Raw genomic sequence first — 22140 nt, forward strand, 5'->3', positions numbered from 1 at the left:
TTGAACGTCCTGAGTGCACTTCCCAGGGCGCTTTCAGGAGCCCCCCGGCTGCTGAAGGGAAAAATACCCCCGGTTCTGCAACCGGGGGTATTCCAGATGGCTCCAAGCCACTGTGCTGCCATATTCAGGCTGCGATATCAGCAGTGCGCAAGGGGGGACTTGAACCCCCACGCCCGAAGGCACAGGAACCTAAATCCTGCGTGTCTGCCAATTTCACCACTCGCGCTGGCTGGCAACCGGACCGCCTCGTTGGACGGCAGCTGCCATATACCGGCCTCCAGTGTACCCGCTACTTGTCCAGCTTGAGATCCCGCCGCAGCTTGGCTACGTGGCCGGTGGCGCGCACGTTGTATTGCGCGAGGGAAAGCTTTCCGTCGGGGTCAACCACAAAGGTTGATCGGATTAGCCCCATGTAGCTGCGGCCATAGTTCTTTTTCTCGCCCCACGCACCATACGCCTCAGCTACGGAGTGGTCTTCGTCCGAGAGCAGCCGGAATGTCAGTTGCTCTTCCTCAGCAAACTTGGCAAGTGCCTTGACGGGGTCGGGGGAGACGCCCACAACCTCGTACCCTGCCGCCTGTAGGGACCCAAGTGTGTCGCGGAAATCGCATGCTTCCTTGGTACAGCCGGGCGTGGAGGCCGCCGGGTAGAAATAGAGGATGGTTTTCCGCCGTCGGAGGTCCGACAAGCTCACGCTTTTGCCGGTTTCATCCTGAAGTGTGAAGTCCGGGGCGATGTCTCCCGGGATAAGTCGTTCAGCCAAAATTTGCTCCTTGCCAGTGATCGCGACTTCCCAGTTTAGTGGGGAGAAGCCACGACCTCACCGCTTACGCGCATATACTATCGGCATGCCAGATATGGAGAGATGGCCCACCACCCGATTGCTTTCGACAGCTGCACGCCTGGTGGAAATCTCGTGGAACGAAAAATTGAAGTCAATCGGCCTTACCCATGCGGGAGTCATTGCCATGCAAGTGCTTGCCGCCAAGGGGGCCATTACCCAAGCGGCATTGGCCGAAGTTGCGCGGGTCAAGGCCCAGACAATGGGCACCACTCTTGCGAGGCTTGAGCTGCACGGGCACGTTACCCGCCAACGCAGTGACTCCGACCGCAGAAGTCATGTGGTGACCCTTACCGAGGCCGGCATTGCAGCCCTTGCAGAAGCAGTCAAGCTTGAGCAGGATGTTTTGTCGCCCGTTGCCGTGGACACCGCCCGTCTTCGCGAGGAACTCCGGATCGTTGTTCGGGGCCTGGCTGGGTTGCCGGCACCGGAGCAGGAATCCCATGAGGTTGACACCGACTTGCCTCAAGTCTGACCAAAGCCTGTGGCCAGGGTTTCCCTTAGGGAAACGCTGACCTGGAAACGCGAAAGGCTCCGGATCGTAGATACGATCCGGAGCCTTTCGCTTTGGTGCACCCCCCGGGACTCGAACCCGGAACCCATTGATTAAGAGTCAATTGCTCTGCCAGTTGAGCTAGAGGTGCGGTTATTGCTTCGGCCTATTCGGGGAATTCGCATTCCTCGTTGACCTCCGCAACGACAAATAACTCTACACCACTTTTCGACTGCTGCCGACCACAAAGAGCAATGCGTGATGGACGCCATTTGCTTTGCCTTTGAATGGATTATTAAACAACAAAGAAGGCCTTGGAGTGAATTCACTCCAAGGCCTTCTCCTTGGTGCACCCCCCGGGACTCGAACCCGGAACCCATTGATTAAGAGTCAATTGCTCTGCCAGTTGAGCTAGAGGTGCAGCTGTTGATTTTGATCAGACCGGGAAGCTTTTCCTTCACCGGCGATCTCCGCAACGACATGTAACTCTACACGACTTCCGCCGAAGTACGAAATCGGCAGCTTGCCGCCTGTGACCTCAGGGCCCAATCCTCAGGATCAGCGCAAAATCAGGGTTTCTGTTGTTGCTGAGGACCCAGAGAGTGCCGTCGGGAGCGCGGGCAACGTCCCGCAGCCTCCCGTATTCTCCTGTGAAATGGGCCACAGGAGTGCCGGCATTCTCGCCGTCGAGCGGAACCGCCCACAGTCGTTGGCCGCGAAGCGCTCCCGTGTAAGCAACGCCGTTCACAATTTCGAGCCCACTTGGTGAGGCATCTGACGTTGATGGCCAAACCACCTTCGCGTCGATCAGGCCGCTTCGCCCGGGTGCGCCCGTTACGGTGGGCCACCCGTAGTTGCCTCCCGGGGTGATGAGGTTGAGTTCGTCATCCACGTCCGGACCGAATTCGCTGGCCCAGAGTCGTCCTTCGCTGTCCCAAGCGAGGCCTTGGACGTTCCGGTGTCCGTAGCTGTAGACAGGGTTGTCGCCGAAGGGATTTCCCGGCGCGGGGCGTCCTTCCGGTGTAAGCCGAAGAATCTTTCCGCCGAGGGCGTTCGTGTCCTGCGGTTGCTCCCGGCGCTGCGAGTCACCAGTTCCTACGTAAAGAAATCCATCCGGGCCAAAGCGGATCCGGCCGCCGTTGTGTGTTGAGGCCTTGGACATTCCGGAGAAGATCACTTCGGCCTCGCCCAGGGCCAACTCACCGCCTGCATCCTCGGCCAGCCTCATCCGCGCGATCCGGTTGTCGCTTGGCGAGGTGAAGTATGCGTACAGCCAGCGGTCCGATTCGAAGTCAGGTGACAGGGCCAAACCCAGCAGCCCGCCTTCCCCGCCGGGATCGACGCCGGACACCTCGCCTATGGTGGTGGATTGGTCGTTTCGGATGCTCTTGACTTGCGCAGAGTCGCGCTCGGACACCACTGCGGTGCCGTCCGGCAGGAAGACGACCGACCAGGGCAGCTGCAATCCGACGTCGAGCTTTTGGGCGAGTTCAGGTGTTTGAGATGAACCGGGCGGCCCCTGGCCGGTTCCGGGGCGGGAGGCCGCCGGTGAGGCAGTCCCTCCCGATGTCGCCGCCGTGTTGGGTGTCGCGGCTGTGCCCGGTGACGATGGGCTGCCCGTACATCCCGACAGCGCCAGGATCAGCGCAAGCGCAGAGGCAGGCACCAGGCGCACGCGCTGTTCCGAAGAGTGCCTGCCCATGTTCTTGCCTGCCGCTGTTCTGTCCGCTGGCTTGGACTTAGTGCCTGCTGCGGCGGGGCGGCCGGAAGCCGGCAGCTTCGGCATGTGCGGACGATTCGAACCATACATCGGCATCAGCTTGGTCATACCCGACGGTGTCTTCGTCGTGGTATGTCATGGCCGACGCGCTGGCTTTGACGGGATAGGCGTCCCCTGGTGCGCTGGAGGAGCCCGTACCGTAAGGGTGCTCGACGGCCAGATGACCTGACGCCCCGGAATCTTCGGCGGCCGCGGACTCGGCGCCGGGCAGGGTGGGTGAATGCGCGTTGGTGTACTCGTGGCGATGGACCGGGGTGCCGCCCTCATCTGTCCAAGAAGACTCCCACTCGGCCTTGTCTGCTGCCGCATCGGAGTCCGCTGCCTCATCGGCATTCGTTCCAGAGGTTGCTGCCGGGGAACCTGTATCCCAGTCGTCAACGTCGCCGGCGTCAGCCGCGTGGACCTTTGCATCCGTGTCCACCACCGGTTCGGTCACCACGGGTTCATCGACCACGGGTTCGTCCACCGCGGGGGATGCGATGACTGGTTCCGTCACGGTCAATCCGGGCGTTTCGGCCGGCTGAACGTCGGATGCGATAACCGCTCGTGAATCGTCGACGGCGGTACGCGGCTCAGCCTGCATGTCGCTCGTGGCAGGGGATGCCCCATGTGCTTCGTCGGGAACGCTGGGTTCCTCGCCAATCCGGGCGCTGTCCTCGGTGACGCTGGGTTCCTCGGGGGTCGGGCCGCTGCCCTCGGCTGCTGCCTTCCCGAGATTGGTTACCCCCGCCAACCCTGCCACGCCTGCTGCGGCTAGTCCGGGATCGGGTATGGAGGCTGTGTTGCCGGGCGCCGTCGCTGCCGGGGGAGCCGACGCGGGCCGGCCGGAGGTGGCGGCGACGCGATCATCAGCGGGCGCTTGGCTTGAGGCTGTGCTCCCCGCCTTTTTGCGCTTCATTAGCCACCAAACAATCGCGACGACCAAAACAATGACAATGACCCAAATTAACCAGTCCATGGTGGTGGCCCTTCTGCTCACTGGGGTGCAGCTCGTGATAATCCTGACGTTACGTGCCTGCTATTGGGCTGTCCAGCGTTTGACCTGCTGGTTCGCGCAAAATTCTCAGCCTCCTTACTAATTTGGAGGGCGGAATATTCCGTGCGCAAGTAATTCCCTTGAGTCGCTTAGTCTGGCTCCATGGACTTCAAAAGGCTGCAGATTCTGCGCGAATTGGCAGACCGGCAAAGTGTTGGCGCCACCGCGGAGGCCATGAATGTCACAGCCTCGGCGGTTTCACAACAGCTGAAGACGCTGCAGGCGGAAATCGGCGTTGTATTGGTGGAGAAGGTTGGCCGGGGCGTCCAGTTGACTGAAGCAGGGCTGGCCATGGCAGCAGCAGCCTCGGATATTGCCACTGCCATGGCGCGGGCAGAGTCCACCATCGACACCTACCGGAAGGGTTGGCAAACGCGCGTCTCCGCAGCCTTCTTCCCCAGCGCGGCGGAAATGCTGCTTCCGGGAGTGCTGCATCGGGTTGCCTCTGTGGACGGGCTGAGTTTCGATGCCCATTTCGAGGATCCGGGAACCGCCCACTTCGCGCCCCTGGTGGCGGATTACGACATCGTGCTTGCGCACAGCGTGGATGGACCTGAGGTTTTCGCCAGGAGGGGCTTGACGGTGGTGCCCCTTTTGGAGGAAGCGCTGGACGTCGCCATGCCTTCCGGACATCCTTTGGCCGCCAAAGAACGGCTGAGTCCCCAGGACGTTGTTGATTTCCCCTGGATCGGTGTCCCTGAGGGGTTCCCTTTCGATACTGTCCTTCGCCAGATCGAGCTGCACGCGGGCAGGCAGGCCTTGAGGGGGCAACGGTATCCGGATCTCAGGGTGCTTGAGGCCCTGGTTGGCGCGGGGCACGGCATATGTCTCCTGCCGCGTTATACGGCCCGGGCCAGCGCCCGGCGGGGGCTGGTTCTTCGGCCGCTCACAGAGGTGAAAGCGAGCAGGAGCATTGTTGCCTTGTCACGGCAGGAGGTTGCCGCGCGGGCAACCATTTCCATCGTCCTGGACATGCTCAAGAGCGAGGCTGCAGCCATTGCCAAGGAACTCAACGAATCACGCCTCACCTCACCATATGAGAGGCAGACCATTTGAGACCCAGGCGATAGTTGCCGGGCAGGATGGTCGCAATTTCGCAACATTCGAAGGTTTGGGCTTAACCCGGCGTGCGACAACCTTGGTAGCTGCCCGGAACACATAGACTTTGGACCATGAGTGACACCACCCGAATTGCGACAGACAACGCCCCGGACATCAAACCCCGCAGCCGGGTGGTCACCGATGGCATTCACGCGGCGCCTGCCCGTGGCATGTTCCGCGCGGTGGGCATGGGCGATGACGACTTTGCCAAACCCCAAATTGGCGTTGCCAGTTCGTGGAACGAAATTACCCCCTGCAACCTCTCCCTGAACCGCCTTGCACAGGGAGCCAAGGAAGGCGTCCATGCTGGCGGTGGCTTCCCGATGCAGTTCGGCACCATCTCCGTTTCGGACGGCATCTCCATGGGCCACGAGGGCATGCACTTCTCCCTTGTTTCCCGCGAGGTCATCGCCGACTCCGTGGAAACGGTGATGCAGGCCGAGCGCATCGATGGTTCGGTGCTGCTGGCCGGTTGTGACAAGTCCCTTCCCGGCATGCTCATGGCTGCTGCCCGCCTGGACCTCGCATCCGTCTTCCTTTACGCCGGCTCCATCATGCCGGGCTGGGTCAAGCTTGAGGACGGCTCGGAGAAGGAAGTCACCCTCATTGATGCCTTCGAAGCCGTCGGTGCCTGTGCCGCCGGCAAGATGAGCATGGAAGACCTCACCCGCATCGAAAAGGCCATCTGTCCCGGGGAAGGCGCCTGTGGTGGCATGTACACGGCCAACACCATGGCCTGCATTGGCGAAGCCCTGGGCATGTCCCTTCCGGGTTCAGCCGCCCCGCCGTCGGCAGACCGCCGTCGTGATGATTTCGCGCGCAAGTCCGGCGAAGCGGTAGTAAACCTGCTGCGCCTTGGCATCACGGCCCGCGACATCATGACCAAAAAGGCTTTCGAGAACGCTATTGCCGTCACCATGGCTTTTGGCGGTTCAACCAACGCTGTGCTCCACCTGCTCGCGATCGCCCGTGAAGCAGAAGTTGAGCTGACGCTGGACGACTTCAACCGCATCGGCGATAAGATCCCGCACCTGGGGGACCTCAAGCCCTTCGGCCGCTACGTGATGACCGACGTCGACAAGATCGGCGGCGTGCCGGTCATCATGAAGGCACTGCTCGACGCCGGATTGCTGCACGGCGACTGCCTCACCGTTACCGGCAAGACGCTCGCCGAAAACCTTGCCTCGATCAACCCGCCGGACCTCGACGGCAAGATCCTCCGTGCATTGGACAACCCGATCCACAAGACCGGTGGCATCACCATCCTCCACGGTTCCATGGCTCCTGAAGGCGCCGTGGTGAAGAGCGCCGGCTTCGATGCCGATGTTTTCGAAGGGACTGCGCGCGTCTTCGAGCGCGAGCAGGGCGCCCTCAACGCGTTGGACAACGGTGAAATCCACAAGGGCGACGTCGTGGTCATCCGCTACGAAGGTCCTAAGGGAGGTCCGGGCATGCGCGAAATGCTCGCCATCACCGGAGCCATTAAGGGCGCGGGCCTTGGCAAGGATGTCCTGCTGCTCACTGACGGCCGCTTCTCGGGCGGTACCACCGGCCTGTGCATCGGTCACGTTGCGCCTGAAGCCGTCGACGGCGGACCCATCGCCTTCGTGAAGGACGGCGACCGGATCCGTGTGGACATCGCCGCGCGCTCATTCGATCTCCTGGTGGACGAAGCAGAGCTCGAAGCCCGCAGGGAGGGCTGGGAGCCGCTGCCCGCCAAGTTCACCAAGGGTGTCCTGGCCAAGTACGCCAAGCTGGTCCACAGTGCCTCCACAGGAGCTTACTGCGGCTGATTCCTGCTCCGGACTCCGGCTGTCATGAGACGGGCGGAGTCCGGCAGGCGGACATCACTGTCCAAATAGTGAGATACGATTGTGGCCAATTGACACGTATCTCACTTAGAGGGAACACTGAACGCATGATCACATTCGTTACCGTCGGCGTCGTCGTCCTTACCAAGCGCGTGGCTTAGCCCGACTGGTAACGAACTGTCACGCGCAAACCCCTCGAAGAGCCGGAAGGCTGAGGGGTTTTTTTATTCCCCGAAGCAAGACCCATCTATTGAAGATCCACTAAGGAAGAGTCCGATGAGCAAAGGATCGCCGATCAGCCCCTCGCTGATGGCTGCAAAGTCCGCTGGAGCCCACAAAGCTCCGGAAAAGGTCGACCGCACGGCTGAGGCCGTCGTCGTCGACGCTGCTGCACCTCTCTCTCCTGTACTTGGGCCGAACACCGTTGTACCCCCAACGGTGATGTCCGGCTCGCAAGCAATTGTCCGTTCGCTCGAAGAACTCGGCGTGGACGATATTTTCGGTTTGCCCGGTGGCGCGATCCTGCCCACCTACGACCCCTTGATGGCCTCCAGCATGAATCACATCCTGGTCCGTCACGAACAGGGAGCCGGCCACGCCGCGCAAGGCTACGCCATGGTTACTGGACGAGTTGGCGTTTGCATCGCCACCTCGGGACCCGGTGCCACCAACCTCGTTACCGCCATCATGGATGCCCACATGGACTCCGTGCCGATGGTGGCCATCACCGGCCAGGTTTCCAGTGGAGTCATCGGCACCGATGCCTTCCAGGAAGCGGACATCGTGGGAATCACGATGCCCATCACCAAGCACTCGTTCCTGGTCACTGACCCCAATGACATCCCGCACGTCATGGCGGAGGCGTTCCACCTCGCGTCCACCGGCCGTCCGGGCCCTGTCCTGGTGGACATCGCCAAGGACGCCCAGGTTGGTCAGATGACCTTCTCCTGGCCGCCGAAGGTGGATCTGCCGGGCTACCGTCCGGTGGTCCGAGGCCACAACAAGCAGGTCCGCGAGGCTGCCAAGCTGATCGCCGCAGCCAGTAAGCCGGTCCTCTATGTGGGCGGCGGTGTGGTCAAGGGCCATGCGTCGGCAGAGCTCATGGAGCTCGCGCTGGCCACCGGCGCTCCCGTCGTCACCACCCTCATGGCCCGGGGTGCGTTCCCCGATTCGCACCCCCAGCACGTAGGCATGCCCGGCATGCACGGGTCCGTCTCCGCCGTGACTGCGCTCCAGCAGTCCGACCTCCTGATCACCCTCGGTGCCAGGTTTGATGACCGCGTCACCGGCGTGCTGAAGACCTTTGCCCCGTTTGCCAAGGTCATCCACGCAGACATCGACCCCGCGGAAATCTCCAAGAACCGTACGGCCGATGTCCCGATCGTCGGTTCGGTCAAAGAGATCATTCCTGAACTGACCGAGGCTGTGAAAACGCAGTTCGAGCTGAGCGGCACCCCGGACCTGGATTCCTGGTGGGCTTTCCTAGGTAACCTGCGGGACACGTATCCGCTGGGCTGGACGGAGCCCGAAGACGGGCTCACTGCCCCGCAGCGCGTGATCAAGCGCATCGGCGAGCTCACGGGTCCCGAAGGGATCTATGTAGCCGGCGTGGGGCAACACCAGATGTGGGCCGCCCAGTTCATCAAGTACGAACGGCCGCATGCCTGGCTGAACTCCGGTGGCGCAGGAACCATGGGATACTCGGTTCCGGCAGCCATGGGCGCCAAGGTTGGTGAACCGGATCGCGTGGTCTGGGCCATCGACGGAGACGGCTGCTTCCAGATGACCAATCAGGAATTGGCCACCTGCGCCATCAACAACATCCCGATCAAGGTCGCCATTATCAACAACTCCTCGCTGGGCATGGTCCGCCAATGGCAGACGCTGTTTTACGAGGGCCGCTACTCAAATACGGATCTGAATACAGGCCACGACACCATCCGGATTCCGGACTTCGTGAAGCTGGCCGACGCCTATGGTTGTGCAGCACTGCGTTGTGAGCGCGACGAAGACATCGACGCCACCATCCAGAAGGCACTCGAAATCAATGACCGCCCGGTGGTCATCGACTTCGTCGTCAGCCCCAACTCGATGGTGTGGCCGATGGTGCCCTCGGGCGTCAGCAACGACCAGATCCAGGTTGCCCGCAATATGACCCCGGAATGGGAAGAGGAGGACTAGGCATGAGCCGCCACACACTGTCCGTTCTGGTAGAAGACAAGCCCGGTGTGCTGACCCGCGTGGCCAGTCTCTTCGCCCGGCGCGCGTTCAACATCAATTCCCTGGCTGTGGGACCCACCGAGGTTCCAGGCATGTCCCGCATGACGGTTGTCGTCGACGCCGACGGCGACCTGATCGAGCAGGTCACCAAGCAGCTCAACAAGTTGGTCAACGTGATCAAGATCGTTGAGCTGACCTCTGAATCTTCCGTACAACGTGACCACATCCTGGTCAAAGTACGTGCGGATGCCGCGACACGTCTGCAGGTTACCCAGGCTGCAGACCTGTTCCGTGCCGCCGTCGTCGACGTGTCCACAGACTCGTTGGTGATTGAGGCAACCGGTACCCCCGAGAAGCTCGCCGCGCTGCTTTCAGTGCTCGAGCCGTTCGGCATCCGTGAAATCGTGCAGTCCGGCACCTTGGCCGTTGGACGGGGATCCCGCTCCATGAGTGACAGGGCGCTCCGCTCCGCGTGAGCGTTGCGTCCAGTACCGCAGCACCACTATCAATATCTACGAAAAACCACTCAAGAGGAGTTACGCAAGTGACTGAAATGTTCTACGACGACGACGCAGACCTGTCGATCATCCAGGGCCGCAAGGTAGCCATCGTTGGCTACGGCTCCCAGGGCCACGCCCACGCACTCAACCTGCGCGATTCCGGCGTCGAGGTTGTTATCGCGCTGAAGGATGGCTCAAAGTCGGCCGCCAAGGCAGAGGATGCAGGCTTCACTGTCAAGAACGTTGCGGACGCGGCCGAATGGGCAGACGTCATCATGATCCTGGCACCGGACCAGCACCAGCGCTCGATCTACAACGACTCCATCAAGGACAAACTGACTGAGGGCAAGGCACTTGCCTTCGCACACGGCTTCAACATCCGCTTCGGCTACATCGAAGCTCCGGCCGGCGTTGACGTCATCCTGATCGCTCCCAAGGCTCCGGGTCACACCGTGCGCCGCGAATTTGAAGCCGGCCGCGGTATCCCTGACATCATCGCTGTTGAGCAGGACGCATCCGGTTCCGCTTGGGACCTGGCGAAGTCCTACGCCAAGGCAATCGGCGGAACCCGCGCCGGCGTCATCAAGACCACCTTCACTGAAGAGACTGAGACCGACCTCTTCGGCGAGCAGTCCGTCCTTTGCGGTGGCGTTTCCCAGCTCGTCCAGTACGGCTTCGAAACCCTGACCGAAGCCGGCTACCAGCCGCAGATCGCCTACTTCGAGGTTCTCCACGAGCTCAAGCTCATTGTTGACCTCATGTGGGAGGGCGGCATTGCCAAGCAGCGCTGGAGCGTTTCCGACACCGCAGAGTACGGCGACTACGTCTCCGGCCCGCGCGTCATCACCCCTGAGGTGAAGGAAAACATGAAGGCTGTCCTCGCTGACATCCAGAGCGGTGCTTTTGCCAAGCGCTTCATCGACGATCAGGACAACGGCGGTACCGAGTTCAAGGAACTGCGTGCCAAGGCAGAGCAGCACCCGATCGAAGAGGTCGGCCGCGAACTGCGCTCCTTGTTCTCCTGGCAGCAGCAGGACGCTGACTACGTTGAAGGTTCTGCAGCCCGCTGATCCTTCGGTGCTGGCCTAACGGCCCGCGCGCTACGACGCCCGTCCGGCGAAAACAGCCGGACGGGCGTCGTCGTTTGACCATCGTTTCTCCACCGATTTGCTCAGCCACATGGGTTGTGAACTTCTTCACAACAGCTACCGGTCCGGCCGTAACATCCCTCCCCGGCACCGGAATCCCTGCCCTGATTCGATATTCTGGGCTGGTCCCGGTGCCGTACCCGGGCCACGCATCCGCTCCTTGTCCAGTTCTGTCCAAAGTTGTCCAAAGTAAGGTGCCACCCCGTGTCAGCCAGCAAACCCGTCGTCCTCCTCGCAGAGGAACTTTCGCCCGCCACAGTCGAGGCATTGGGCCCGGACTTTGAAATCCGACAGACCGACGGCGCCGACCGTTCCCAGCTGCTGTCCGCCATTGCCGACGTCGACGCCATCTTGGTCCGTTCGGCTACTCAAGTGGATGCCGAAGCCATCGCTGCGGCCAAGAACCTTAAGGTCATCGCGCGTGCAGGCGTGGGCCTGGACAACGTGGACATCAAATCCGCAACGCAGGCAGGCGTCATGGTGGTCAACGCCCCGACGTCAAACATCGTCTCTGCAGCAGAGCTCACGGTGGGCCACATCCTGAGCCTCGCGCGCCACATTCCGCAGGCCAGCTCCGCGCTGAAGAACGGCGAGTGGAAGCGCTCCAAGTACACCGGCATCGAACTCTTCGAGAAAAAGATCGGAATCATCGGCCTGGGCCGCATCGGCGCCCTGGTGGCAGCACGCCTGCAGGGCTTCGAAACCGAGATCCTTGCCTATGACCCCTACATCACGGCAGCTCGTGCGGCCCAGCTGGGCGTCAAGCTGGTCACCCTGGATGAACTTCTGGAAAATTCCGACTTCATCACCATCCACATGCCCAAGACACCGGAGACTGTTGGCATGCTGGGCGCTGACGCGTTCCGCAAGATGAAAGAATCGGCGTACGTCATCAACGTGGCCCGCGGCGGCCTTGTGGACGAAGAAGCCCTCTACACCGCGCTGAAGGAAGGCCAGATTGCCGGCGCCGGAGTTGACGTCTTTGTCAAAGAGCCCAGTACCGACCTGCCGTTCTTCGAACTCGACAACGTGGTTGTCACTCCGCACCTCGGCGCGTCAACAGATGAGGCCCAAGAGAAGGCAGGCGTCTCAGTCGCCAAGTCGGTTCGCCTTGCCCTGGCCGGCGAGCTCGTGCCCGATGCCGTGAACGTTGCCGGTGGGGTCATCGCCCCGGACGTGCGCCCGGGCATACCGCTGATCGAGAAGCTGGGCCGGATTTTCACTGCGCTGACCCATGCATCCCTGACCCAGATCGACGTCGAGGTTGCTGGTGAAATTGCCGCACTTGACGTCAAGGTACTCGAACTGGCCGCGCTGAAGGGCGTCTTCGCCGATGTGGTCACCGAGCAGGTCTCCTACGTGAATGCTCCCGTGATCGCCGAACAGCGCGGCATCAACACCCGCCTGATCACCACCCCGGACGCTGAGGACTACCGCAATGTCCTGACCATCCGTGGTGCGCTCAGCGATGGTTCCCAGATCTCTGTTGCCGGTACCCTCACCGGTCCCAAGCAGGTGGAGAAGCTTGTGGGCGTCAACGGGTACGATGTCGAAATTCCCATCAGCGAACACCTGGTGGTGGTGGCTTACGCCGACCGTCCGGGCGTGATTGGCACCATCGGACACATCCTGGGCATGAACAACATCAACATCGGCGGGATGCAGGTGGCACGCCAGACCGAAGGCGGTCAGGTGCTGGCGCTCCTGACCATCGACAGCTCTGTTCCGCAGCAGGTACTGGAAGCCATCAAGGCTGGTATCGGCGCAGAAATGGTTCGTGAAGTGGATCTGGAGGACTAGGACTGATCCTTATCAGCTAGGTTCGCGTGCCGGCGACACACCTTGGCACGCAGGAGTGGCCGGTCTGCTTACAATGGCTGGGTCCGGGATTCGGACCCGGCAGCAGGCCGGCCACAACTTTTTTGCACATACAGCCCGGTATTCCTCTGTGTCTTTTGAGGAATCACGGACCGTGTGTGCGCGCCCGCAATCAAGGTCTCAGGGAGCCCAATGAACGCCGTCCAAAGGTTCATCAGAAGCCGTGTGCTGCTGCTGACCGCGGCCATTTTGATCGTCGCCATGTGCTTGTCCGTCCTCGTCCAGAGCCAGTCACAGGCGGCTCTGAACAGGACAGTGGACGAGAACTCGCGGGGACTCTACGACATCCTGGTCCAGGCAAAGCCTGACCAATCACAAGATGGCGAAGGCGGTGCATTGATCCAGCCGGAAATCGCCAACGGCCAAGGTGGCATCAGCTTTGAGCAGCTGGAAAAGATCCGGACCATGGGCCAAACGGCCGTGGCCGCACCCATCAGCCTGGTCTCGCGTGTATCGCAGAACCTTGAAGCTCCCCGCCTCAACGCCATGGACTACCTCGGGTACAACGCAGGCCTTGCCGGCGCAGTGACGGCGGGGGACCCCTCTGCCATGGATTCCAGCAAGTGGCCAGCCGCCGAATCCGTCCTGTCCGATTCCCCCAAGAAGTACCGCCTGACTGCCTCGGCCACGAGCTCGGACGGAGCTAACCAGAAAACCCTTTTCAAAACCAGCGCTGAAGGCACCTTGGGCAAAGGCCGCCTGATTCAGGAACAGACAGCCGGCGGCACCAACGTCCGGATCGCCGGTCCCGAAGGCGAGACAGGTGTTAAGTTCCCCGCTCCCGCCCTGGGCTCAGAGCACAACCTCTTCAATCTCTCCGTAGCGCTTCCCCTGGCGCCTGAGGTGACAGAGTCCGTCGTCGCCGTCGACCCGGCCGCTGAGCGGGCACTGCTGGGCGCAGCAGGCGACTTCCTGGCTCCGCTTGAGAAGGCTCCGCCAGCAGATGCGCGTGACGCGGGCGCGATCGGCCGCCACTTCGAGAGTCTCTTCACCACAGGCCTCAGCATGGACCAGTTGGAAGAAGGCCCGGATTTCCTGGGCGTCAAGCTCAAGCACTGGGCTCCGCTGATGACGCAGTACCAGCAGGCAAAGCGCGACGGCCTGCTGACTGACGACTCCCAGGCAATTCCGCTGATTGTCCGTTCCGGCACGTCCCTTGACCTGCAGTACTCGGTGAAGATCGAGGAGCTTGACGCAAGCGGCAAGGTGGTCAATGAGGTGGGCACCGTGACCCGGTCCCTGGACAAGGACTACCTTCCGTTCGTGTCCAAGTCCCCGTTTGCCCTCGAATGGCCGGGTTCCACTGACCACAGCAAACTGCTGGGCAGCACCGCCTCCTTCAGCCAAGGCTTGTACAACCCGGCAACGTGGAGCACAGCATTTGCCGCCGCGCCGCAGTACCAGGACGGCGACGAAGCCGCCAACGGAGCATCGGAAAAGAGTGCCACACCAGGGGATTGGGTAACGGTCAACCGTCTGCCCGAGAAGTCGTCCTTCGGGGCCGCCGTGGACCAGACGCAGCGAAAGCCGGTTGAGGAGCGCTCCTACCGGGAAGACCTTGAAACAGGCAAGAAGCCAGCCACTCCGCTGCCCATGGTGTACGGCACCTTTGACCCTGCAGACGTTCAGTCTGCAGCCGGGGACGTCAACAAGCTTCCCCTGGGCGGCTATGACCCCACCCCAATGACGCTCAGCAAGGACTCTGAGGGCAAAGAGGTAGAGGGTACGGAACTGAAGCCCTCACTCAGTGCCACCGGTCTGGTCAGCCAGTCCGCCGGCGCCATCACCGATTACTACGGTCTCGCAGCAGCGCGTGGTTATGACACCAACGCCGACGTGATTGACGCCATCCGCGTCAAGGCGTCAGCCACCGGCAACTGGAAGACTGCACAGCCCGAGGTGGAGAAACTGGCCACCCAGATCCGCGAACTCGGCCTTGAGGCCACGGTCGTGGCGGGCTCCGCGCGTGAAGACGCCAATATCTTTGTCCCCGGCTACAGCAAGGACGACGCCGGCAAGGAATCACCCCTGGGCACCGTCCAGCAGTCGTGGGTACGCCAGGACGCGGCTGACGCCGTCTCAGGCTCCCTCACCGGAACCAACATCACCTTGCTCTTCCTGACACTTCTGGGCGCCTCGCTCCTGACGGGCGCTTCCACCGTGAGCTACATCCGCCAGCGCAGGAGCGAAGCCGGAATCCTCCGGGCCATGGGCTGGACGCAGAAACGGATCCGATCCTGGGTCCTGGAGGAGTTCGCCGTGGGTGCCGCAGCCCTCGCCGCAGCTGGCATTATCCTCAGCTTGCTGAGCTGGAATGTCGCCACTGTGATCGTCTCCGTGACCATGCTCGTCATCTACAGTGGCGCCGCGTTGCTGGCTGCCCAGCAGCTGCGCCACCGCGTGGTGATTGACCAGGAACCGCAGCACGATGAACGCCTGGTGACCGTGGATTCGCCCCTGACGTTTGCCAACAGGCAGCTCACCACCAACCGCTTCAACTCGATCTCGCTGGCCGTGGCAGTCGGTGTGTTCGGAGCCGCGGTGGGCGCACTGATCGCACTCCTGATCGATATTCCCCGGGCCGCAGGCGCCAGCGCGTTGAGCGGTCTGGCCGCAGCGAGCATCGCCTTGCCGAGCGTCATCCTCGCGGTCTTTGGTGTGGTTGTTGGCCTCCTCCTGACCCTTGTCACAGGTCGCTTCGAGCTCCACGCCAAACGTGAGTACCTCGGTACCCTGCGTGCCATGGGCTGGAACCCGGACATGCTGGGTCAGGTCCGATTCTTCGAAAACGCACTTGTAGGCACAGTGGCACTTCCCTTGGGAGTCCTTGGTGCCCTGGGGCTGGGACTGCTCCTTGCCCCCTATGCGGCTCTTTGGGCCGGGCTGGCCGGTCTGCTGGCCGTAATTTGCTGGATTCCGATTGCAACGAAAGTAGTCAAATGACTGACAAACTCAACCCCGAGCTGAAGGCCACCCCGGAATCCACGGACGAGTCGCTGCAGACCCGCGCCAACACCATCGTGAGGGCCACCGACCACGCAACTCCCTTGGAGCTGAGCCGAGTCACCATCCACTACGGTGGCGACAAAGGCGGAGCCGAGGAAGTTGACGTCGTGGACGACTTCAACCTCACCCTGCACGCCGGTGAGATGCACTGTATCGCCGGACGAAGCGGCTCCGGTAAGACCAGCATCCTGACGGTCAGCGCGGGACTTACACTCCCGACGTCGGGCAAGGTCTTTTGGGAGGGCCAGCCGCTGGACACCATGGGCGACGACGAAATCGCGGACCGCCGCCGTGCCCTGATCGGGTACGTGGACCAGGGCGGCGCCTTGATCGACGGCATGAGCGCCCTTGAGAACGTGCTGCTTCCCGCCGTGCCCGATGGCGAAGTGGAACAGCGCACCGAAATGGCGAAGGACCTCCTGGACCTGGTGGGCCTCGGACGCCGCATGCGTCACCGCCCCGCCCAGCTGTCCGGTGGTGAACGCCAGCGTGTAGCTATTGCCCGCGCCCTGATCCTGGGAACCCGTGTCCTGGTGGTGGACGAGCCCACGGCGAGCCTCGACCGCGCCGCGGCCAACCGCATCATCGGCATTCTTAAGGACACCACCAGCGATGGCATTGCCGTCCTGGTTGCCTCCCACGACCATGAGCTGGTCCGGCTCAGCGATACGCTGACCGAACTTAACTAAGCTATTTCATCCCAAAAAAAGGTAACTTCTTAGAGTGACGTCTCCAGAGAAATCCCCGTTCTACATCACCACCGCAATCAGCTACCCCAACGGCGTGCCCCACATCGGCCACGCTTACGAGGTCATCGCGACTGATGCCATGGCGCGCTTCAAGCGCCTTGACGGACATGAGGTGTTCTTCATGACCGGAACGGACGAGCACGGACTCAAGATGCAGCAGTCGGCCGAGAAGGAAGGCATCACTGCCAAGCAGCTCGCCGACCGCAACTCGGCTGCGTTCAAGCAGATGAGTCAGGACCTTGGGATCTCCCACGACCGCTTCATCCGCACCACGGATCAGGACCACTACGCCGCTTCCCAAGCCATCTGGAAGAAGATGGAAGCCAACGGCGACATCTACCTGTCAAAGTACGAAGGCTGGTACTCCGTCCGCGACGAGGCATACTACGTCGAGGACGACACCGTGGTGAAGGAGGACGGGCTCCGTTACTCGAAGGAGACGGACACCCTGGTCACCTGGACGGCCGAGGAAAGCTACTTCTTCAGGCTCTCCAACTACCAGGACAAACTCCTTGCCCTGTATGAGGCACAGCCTGAGTTCGGCGCGCCGCAGTCCCGATTCAACGAGGTCATCAGCTTTGTGAGGCGCGGCCTCGAGGATCTTTCCATCAGCCGCACTACCTTCGACTGGGGTGTTCCGGTCCCGGGCGATGAGAAGCACGTCATGTACGTCTGGGTTGACGCCCTGACGAACTACCTGACGGGCATCGGTTACCCGGACGTGGAATCCGAGTCCTTCAAAAAGTTCTGGCCGGCAGACGTCCATGTCATCGGCAAGGATATTTCACGCTTCCACGCCATCTATTGGCCCGCGTTCCTCATGAGCGCCGGGCTGGAACTGCCCAAGCGCGTCATGATCCATGGCTTCCTCACCAACAATGGTGTGAAGATGTCCAAGTCCCTGGGCAATGTTGTGGCTCCGCAGGATTTCGTGGCGCAGTACGGCCTGGACCAGTGCCGCTACTTCTTCCTCCGCGAAGTTCCCTTCGGTGCGGATGGCAACTACAACCACGAAGCCATCGTGGGCCGGATGAACTCGGACCTGGCCAACAACTTCGGCAACCTTGCACAGCGTTCACTGTCCATGGTGGCGAAGAACTGTGAAGGCAAGGTTCCGGTTCCCGGCGCATTTACGGCCGAGGACAATGCTTTGCTGGCGCAGGCCGGCGGGTTGCTGGACACTGCCCGTGCCGCGTTCGACAAGCAGGAATTCAGCCGGGCACTTGAGGCAATCTGGACTGTGTTGGGTGATACCAATGCCTACTTCGCCGAGCAGGCTCCGTGGGTGCTGCGCAAGACTGACCTTGAGCGCATGAACACGGTCCTTTACGTCACCTTGGAGGTAGTCCGGATCGTGGCGATCCTCGCACAGCCGGTCATGCCGTCGTCGTCCGCGAAGCTTCTTGGGGTTCTCGGCCAGCCGGAAGGCAAGTCGCGTCAGTTCGCTGCCGTCGCCACACCGATCGTTCCTGGCACGGAGCTGCCGGCCCCCGCGCCGATCTTCCCACGCTACGAAGAGCCCGCCGAGGCGTAATCCCTCGTTACCTTTTTCGTAGCCTGTTTCCTGGTGCAGGATATGGGTGTGCTGGTCTGCTGATCCTGGCATGGTTGAGTCCCTCTGTTGATCGATGATCTTGAGAGTGTTGTCACCGGGGTTGGTAGGTGCCGGGAGACCGCTGATAGGGGCAGGACAGTGTGATCGTCGTGCGTAACGTGGGTGCCGGGTCCTGACACCGTGGCAGGCCAGCTGGAAATGAGTCCGCTGAGTTGGAGGTGCCGAAGGTGATCAAGGACCATGACGCTGCAGAGATTTTCGTTGGCTTGGATGTGGGCAAGGGCGTCCATCACGCTGTTGCCTTGGACCGGGCCGGGAAGAAGCTGCTGGACAAGCGTTTACCGAACGATGAAGCCGGTATCCGGGACATCCTCGCCGGGTTAGCGCAGAACGGGCGGGTCCTGTTGGTCGTTGACCAGCCCGCGACGATCGGGGCGTTGCCGGTGGCTGTGGCCCAGGACGCGGGTGTGTTGGTCGGGTACCTGCCTGGGCTGGCGATGCGCCGGATCGCGGACCTGCATCCTGGAGAGGCGAAGACCGATGCCCGGGACGCGTTCATCATTGCCGAGGCCGCCAGGACGATGCCCCATACACTGCGCTCGGTCCGGTTAGCCGATGAGCAGCTCGCTGAACTGAGCATGCTTTGCGGGTTCGATGATGACTTGGCCAAACAGGCAACGGCGACCTCGAACCGGATCCGTGGGCTGCTCACCCAGATCCACCCCGCCCTGGAAAGGGTGCTGGGACCTTACATGGACCACCCCGCAGTCCATGATCTGCTGCGGACTTGGCCCACCCCCGAAGCGCTCCGCCACGCCGGCCGGCGCAAGATTGGGAACCGGCTCACTAAACTCGCGCCACGGATGGGCGAACGCCTGGCCGATGAGATCATCGAGGCCCTGGGCCAGCAAACAGTCATTGTTGTCGGCACGAACGCCGCGACCATCGTGCTGCCCCAACTCGCCACCATGCTGGCCGGTCTCCATGAAAGCCGCACCATGGTCCTGACCCAGGTCGAAGCTCTCGTGGAGGCCCACCCTCTTCACCCGGTCCTGATGTCCCTGCCGGCCGTGGGCATCAGGACCGCCGCACGAATCCTCACCGAAGTCGCCGGGAAAGACTTCCCCACCGCCGGGCACTTGGCCTCCTACGCAGGACTGGCCCCCGTGACCTGGCGATCCGGATCCTCCATCCGCGGGGACCACTCCTCCAGAAAAGGCAACAAAGTCCTCAAACGAACCCTGTTCCTCTCAGCCTTCGCAGCCCTCAAAGACCCACTCTCACGGGCCTACTACGACCGCAAACGAGCCGAAGGCAAACGCCACAACCAAGCACTCATCGCCCTCGCACGACGACGCTGCGACACCCTCTACGCAATGCTCCGCGACGGCACCCTCTACAAACCCCCGACACCCACAACCCCTTGACGAAAAACATAGGGGCACTCTCACATAACAGCCTTAAACCCGAATCGCTCTCTCACTTCCCGTCGGTTTGACCGAAGGAAGTGAGAGAGCGAATCTCGTTTGGTGGTGTTCTGAGAGAGCAACTTAGGCGGTGGCCAGACCCTCAACGGGCGACAAGCGTGCCGCGCGCCGGGCAGGGACCACGGAAGCCAAGAGTCCGGCCACCACGGCGACCCCAAAGACAGCCGCCAGCTGAAGCCACGGCACCGCCGGAACAACAGTGGCTACGCCGCCCAAGCTTGCCTGCGCGCCGAGCCAGCCGTAAACGATGCCCATGCCGACACCCATGATCGCGGCCACACCGGCGACAAGCACGGCCTCGATGGCCAGCATCCCGCGGAGTTGGCCCTTGGTCAGCCCCAAGGCACGGAGCAAGGAGTTCTCGCGCGTCCGTTCGAGGACAGAAAGCGACAACGTGTTGGCCACGCCGATCAGCGCGATAACCACCGCAACTCCCAGAAGTCCGGTGACCACCAGCAAGAGGACGTCGATGATGCTGTTGAACGTCACCCGCTCAATTGCGGCGCCGCTGACCGTGCGCTCATGCACGCCCAACGCTGAGGCGACCTCTTTCTGGATGGCCTGAACCCTATCTCCCGAGACGGAATCGTCCAGTTTCACCCACACCATGCCGGGCATTTCCGGCAGCGTACCGGCAGAGATGCTGGAGCTTTCCACGAAGGCAGGCACATGGCGGGTACGCAGGACTTTGGCATCGAGCGTAACGCTGCCAGCCGCCGTCGTGATGCTTGCCGGGCCTTCGGGGGAGTCCTCAGGCAGGTAAACAGTGCCCGGCGTCGGCTTGAGGTTGTTGTCGCGCAGCACTGATGCGGCGTCACCGGCGGAGAGCCCGTAGATGGTACTGCCGCCGTCGGGCGTGGTCGTATCGCTGAGCGTCCCCACGGGCTGCAGCAGCACGGCAGCGCTGACGCCGTCCAGCGCCTTAATCCGGGACACAGCTTGGGAGTGATCGCCGGAGCCGTCCACTGTGGTCAGGGCGGATAGGTCCACCGGGTAGTTTTCCGCCAACGTGTCGTTGAATGCGTGCCTGGAGGTAGCGGCCCCGGTCATCATGAGGGAGACCAGCGTGACGCCGATCAGCAGCGCAGCGGCAGTAGCGGAGGTCCTGGCAGGGTTTCGCGTCGCGTTGACGGAAGCGAGCTTGCCGGGCACACCTGCCGGTGCGGCCAACCGGCCTGCCAAGGCCACCACGGAGGGGATGAACAAGGTGGAGCACAGCAGGATGCCCACGAACGAGGCAGCACCACCGAGCATCGCGACCAGCAAGGAGACAGTAATGCTCCCGTACACCAGCAAGGCGGTCCCGCCCAGTAGCGCCACCAACCCCAGGACAAGGCGCACCTTGCCGCGCCGGTTGCCTACTGAGGCGTCGTCGGCTGGGCGGAGGGCGGCAAGAGGTGCGACGGCGGTGGCGGCCTTCGCGGGTACCAGCGCAGCGACTATCGTCAGCAACGTCCCTGCCACCAAGCCGGCGATAATGGCCGACGGCGGTACCGCCAATGTAGCGAACGCTTGCTCAGGCTGGGACTTCGCCCAGGCAATCAACGCCGTCATCAGTCCTGTCGCGGCAAGGACGCCCACCACCGAGGAAATGAACCCGACCACGAGGGCTTCGAGCATGACTGACCCCCGGATTTGCGAGCGTCCGGCGCCAAGGCAGCGCAGGAGAGCAAGCTCCCTGGTCCGCTGTGCCACCAGGACGGAGAAGGTGTTGGCAACCACCAAAGTGGAGACGAGGATGGCGACGCCTGCGAAGGCGAGCAACACCACCGTCAACTGGTCCTGGCCGGCACTCAGCATGGCCACTGTTGAGGTGACCTTCTCCTGCGCCGTTTCCAGCACGGGCTCAACCGCACCTGCGGCTTCCATGCGGTGTGCGATGTAGTCCTTGGCCGCGGCGACGTCTTCACCGGGCTTAAGTGCGAACTGCAACCCGGAGTATCCGGCGCCCGCGTCCTGGACCGCGTTCAGTACTGATTCGGAACCCACCAGTTGGGCCGCCGACGAGGAGAAAGGATCATTGGTGGCCTTCGTCAGTCCCGAAATCCTCACCTTTGCGTTCTTGACCGGTCCCGCTCCACGCAACTCCAACGTGCTGCCGACGGAGAGGCCAAGATGCTCGGCAGTCTTGACATCAATGGTGGCTTCCAAGGCATTGGCTGGCATTGAACCGGAGGAGAGGACAGAACCTTCCAATGAAGCCGGGGCAACGTTCCGCAGCCGTCCATACTGCTCACCGCCACCAGCCTCGAAAGTAACGTAGGTGGAACGCTCGGCATAGCTGTCCTGCACTGCGGCGGAGGAAACCGCCGCGTCCACCGCTGCCTGGGTGAACGGTTCCCCGCCCTTGGACGTAGCCACGACGTCCGCGTTGCGATAGGCCTCGCCGATGCTCGCGCCCAGTGACGCATTGGTGCTCGCTCCCACCATGAGTGTGGCCGAGAGGAACATGACAGACAACATGACGGCAAGCCCGATTGCGACGAACCGCCGGAAATGGGTGGTCAATTGGGAAAGGGCAACACGCAACATGCG

General features: G+C 62.1%; 14 protein-coding genes, 3 tRNA genes and 1 pseudogene. 11 read left to right on the forward strand and 7 right to left on the reverse strand.

Features of this window, described 5'->3' with window-relative positions; genetic code table 11:
- Positions 1-144: 144 nt before the first annotated feature.
- Positions 145-226, reverse strand: a tRNA-Leu gene (locus tag AC0J5Z_RS11340).
- A gap of 63 nt (positions 227-289) precedes the next feature.
- Positions 290-763 (reverse strand): thioredoxin-dependent thiol peroxidase, encoded by a 474-nt coding sequence (bcp, locus tag AC0J5Z_RS11345; RefSeq protein ID WP_475039459.1) that lies wholly within the window; start codon positions 761-763, stop codon positions 290-292.
- Positions 764-848: 85 nt separating this feature from the next.
- On the opposite strand from bcp, the gene AC0J5Z_RS11350 reads away from it, so the two are divergent.
- A complete protein-coding gene (locus tag AC0J5Z_RS11350; RefSeq protein WP_475039461.1) occupies positions 849-1316 on the forward strand; it encodes a MarR family winged helix-turn-helix transcriptional regulator in 468 nt (155 codons plus the stop codon).
- Between the two features lie 93 nt (positions 1317-1409).
- Here AC0J5Z_RS11350 and AC0J5Z_RS11355 read toward each other — a convergent pair.
- The 4 genes from AC0J5Z_RS11355 to AC0J5Z_RS11370 form a co-directional block, all read right to left on the reverse strand.
- A tRNA-Lys gene (locus AC0J5Z_RS11355) sits at positions 1410-1485 on the reverse strand.
- Positions 1486-1679: 194 nt separating this feature from the next.
- A tRNA-Lys gene (locus tag AC0J5Z_RS11360) sits at positions 1680-1755 on the reverse strand.
- 117 nt (positions 1756-1872) lie between these two features.
- Positions 1873-3036, reverse strand: coding sequence for a PQQ-dependent sugar dehydrogenase (locus AC0J5Z_RS11365; RefSeq protein ID WP_475039666.1), 1164 nt, complete (start codon positions 3034-3036; stop codon positions 1873-1875).
- Positions 3037-3073: 37 nt separating this feature from the next.
- Complete coding sequence (locus tag AC0J5Z_RS11370; RefSeq protein WP_475039464.1) at positions 3074-4072, reverse strand: sunset domain-containing protein; 999 nt, start codon at positions 4070-4072, stop codon at positions 3074-3076.
- 180 nt (positions 4073-4252) lie between these two features.
- Here AC0J5Z_RS11370 and AC0J5Z_RS11375 point away from each other — a divergent pair, with 180 nt between their 5' ends.
- From AC0J5Z_RS11375 to AC0J5Z_RS11420, 10 genes and pseudogenes are all read left to right on the forward strand, one after another.
- The gene (locus AC0J5Z_RS11375) at positions 4253-5206 is read left to right on the forward strand and encodes a LysR family transcriptional regulator (protein ID WP_475039466.1); all 954 of its coding nucleotides are present in this window, start codon (positions 4253-4255) and stop codon (positions 5204-5206) included.
- A 116-nt stretch (positions 5207-5322) separates the two neighbouring features.
- Complete coding sequence (ilvD, locus tag AC0J5Z_RS11380; protein ID WP_475039468.1) at positions 5323-7044, forward strand: dihydroxy-acid dehydratase; 1722 nt, start codon at positions 5323-5325, stop codon at positions 7042-7044.
- Positions 7045-7338: 294 nt separating this feature from the next.
- Positions 7339-9243, forward strand: a complete 1905-nt coding sequence (locus AC0J5Z_RS11385; RefSeq protein WP_475032095.1) for an acetolactate synthase large subunit — start codon at positions 7339-7341, stop codon at positions 9241-9243.
- A 2-nt stretch (positions 9244-9245) separates the two neighbouring features.
- Positions 9246-9758 carry an acetolactate synthase small subunit gene (ilvN, locus tag AC0J5Z_RS11390; protein ID WP_011775174.1) on the forward strand — a complete coding sequence of 171 codons (513 nt, stop codon included), beginning with the start codon at positions 9246-9248 and terminating at the stop codon, positions 9756-9758.
- Between the two features lie 68 nt (positions 9759-9826).
- Positions 9827-10852, forward strand: a complete 1026-nt coding sequence (gene ilvC, locus AC0J5Z_RS11395) for a ketol-acid reductoisomerase (RefSeq protein ID WP_141285198.1) — start codon at positions 9827-9829, stop codon at positions 10850-10852.
- Positions 10853-11134: 282 nt separating this feature from the next.
- Entirely contained in the window at positions 11135-12730 is a 1596-nt protein-coding gene (gene serA, locus AC0J5Z_RS11400) for a phosphoglycerate dehydrogenase (protein WP_475032098.1), read from the forward strand.
- 210 nt (positions 12731-12940) lie between these two features.
- Entirely contained in the window at positions 12941-15751 is a 2811-nt protein-coding gene (locus AC0J5Z_RS11405) for an ABC transporter permease (protein ID WP_475032102.1), read from the forward strand.
- Complete coding sequence (locus AC0J5Z_RS11410) at positions 15748-16503, forward strand: ABC transporter ATP-binding protein (RefSeq protein ID WP_475032104.1); 756 nt, start codon at positions 15748-15750, stop codon at positions 16501-16503. The genes AC0J5Z_RS11405 and AC0J5Z_RS11410 overlap by 4 nt, the downstream gene beginning before the upstream one ends.
- A gap of 34 nt (positions 16504-16537) precedes the next feature.
- Positions 16538-18097 carry a methionine--tRNA ligase gene (metG, locus tag AC0J5Z_RS11415; protein ID WP_475032107.1) on the forward strand — a complete coding sequence of 520 codons (1560 nt, stop codon included), beginning with the start codon at positions 16538-16540 and terminating at the stop codon, positions 18095-18097.
- A gap of 219 nt (positions 18098-18316) precedes the next feature.
- Positions 18317-19545 (forward strand): annotated as a pseudogene (locus AC0J5Z_RS11420) (IS110 family RNA-guided transposase).
- Between the two features lie 123 nt (positions 19546-19668).
- Here AC0J5Z_RS11420 and AC0J5Z_RS11425 read toward each other — a convergent pair.
- On the reverse strand, positions 19669-22113 hold the full coding sequence (locus tag AC0J5Z_RS11425; RefSeq protein ID WP_475032109.1) for an ABC transporter permease: 2445 nt from the start codon (positions 22111-22113) through the stop codon (positions 19669-19671).
- Positions 22114-22140 lie beyond the last annotated feature (27 nt).

Source organism: Paenarthrobacter sp. TRD_SC_7, assembly GCF_056156245.1.

Coding starts and splice junctions, on each gene's coding strand:
- AC0J5Z_RS11375 (WP_475039466.1), top strand. CDS start 4,253: ATGGACTTCAAAAGGCTGCAGATTCTGCGCGAATTGGCAGACCGGCAA.
- AC0J5Z_RS11410 (WP_475032104.1), top strand. CDS start 15,748: ATGACTGACAAACTCAACCCCGAGCTGAAGGCCACCCCGGAATCCACG.
- ilvN (WP_011775174.1), top strand. CDS start 9,246: ATGAGCCGCCACACACTGTCCGTTCTGGTAGAAGACAAGCCCGGTGTG.
- AC0J5Z_RS11350 (WP_475039461.1), top strand. CDS start 849: ATGCCAGATATGGAGAGATGGCCCACCACCCGATTGCTTTCGACAGCT.
- AC0J5Z_RS11385 (WP_475032095.1), top strand. CDS start 7,339: ATGAGCAAAGGATCGCCGATCAGCCCCTCGCTGATGGCTGCAAAGTCC.
- AC0J5Z_RS11370 (WP_475039464.1), bottom strand. CDS start 4,072: ATGGACTGGTTAATTTGGGTCATTGTCATTGTTTTGGTCGTCGCGATT.
- AC0J5Z_RS11365 (WP_475039666.1), bottom strand. CDS start 3,036: ATGGGCAGGCACTCTTCGGAACAGCGCGTGCGCCTGGTGCCTGCCTCT.
- ilvD (WP_475039468.1), top strand. CDS start 5,323: ATGAGTGACACCACCCGAATTGCGACAGACAACGCCCCGGACATCAAA.
- AC0J5Z_RS11405 (WP_475032102.1), top strand. CDS start 12,941: ATGAACGCCGTCCAAAGGTTCATCAGAAGCCGTGTGCTGCTGCTGACC.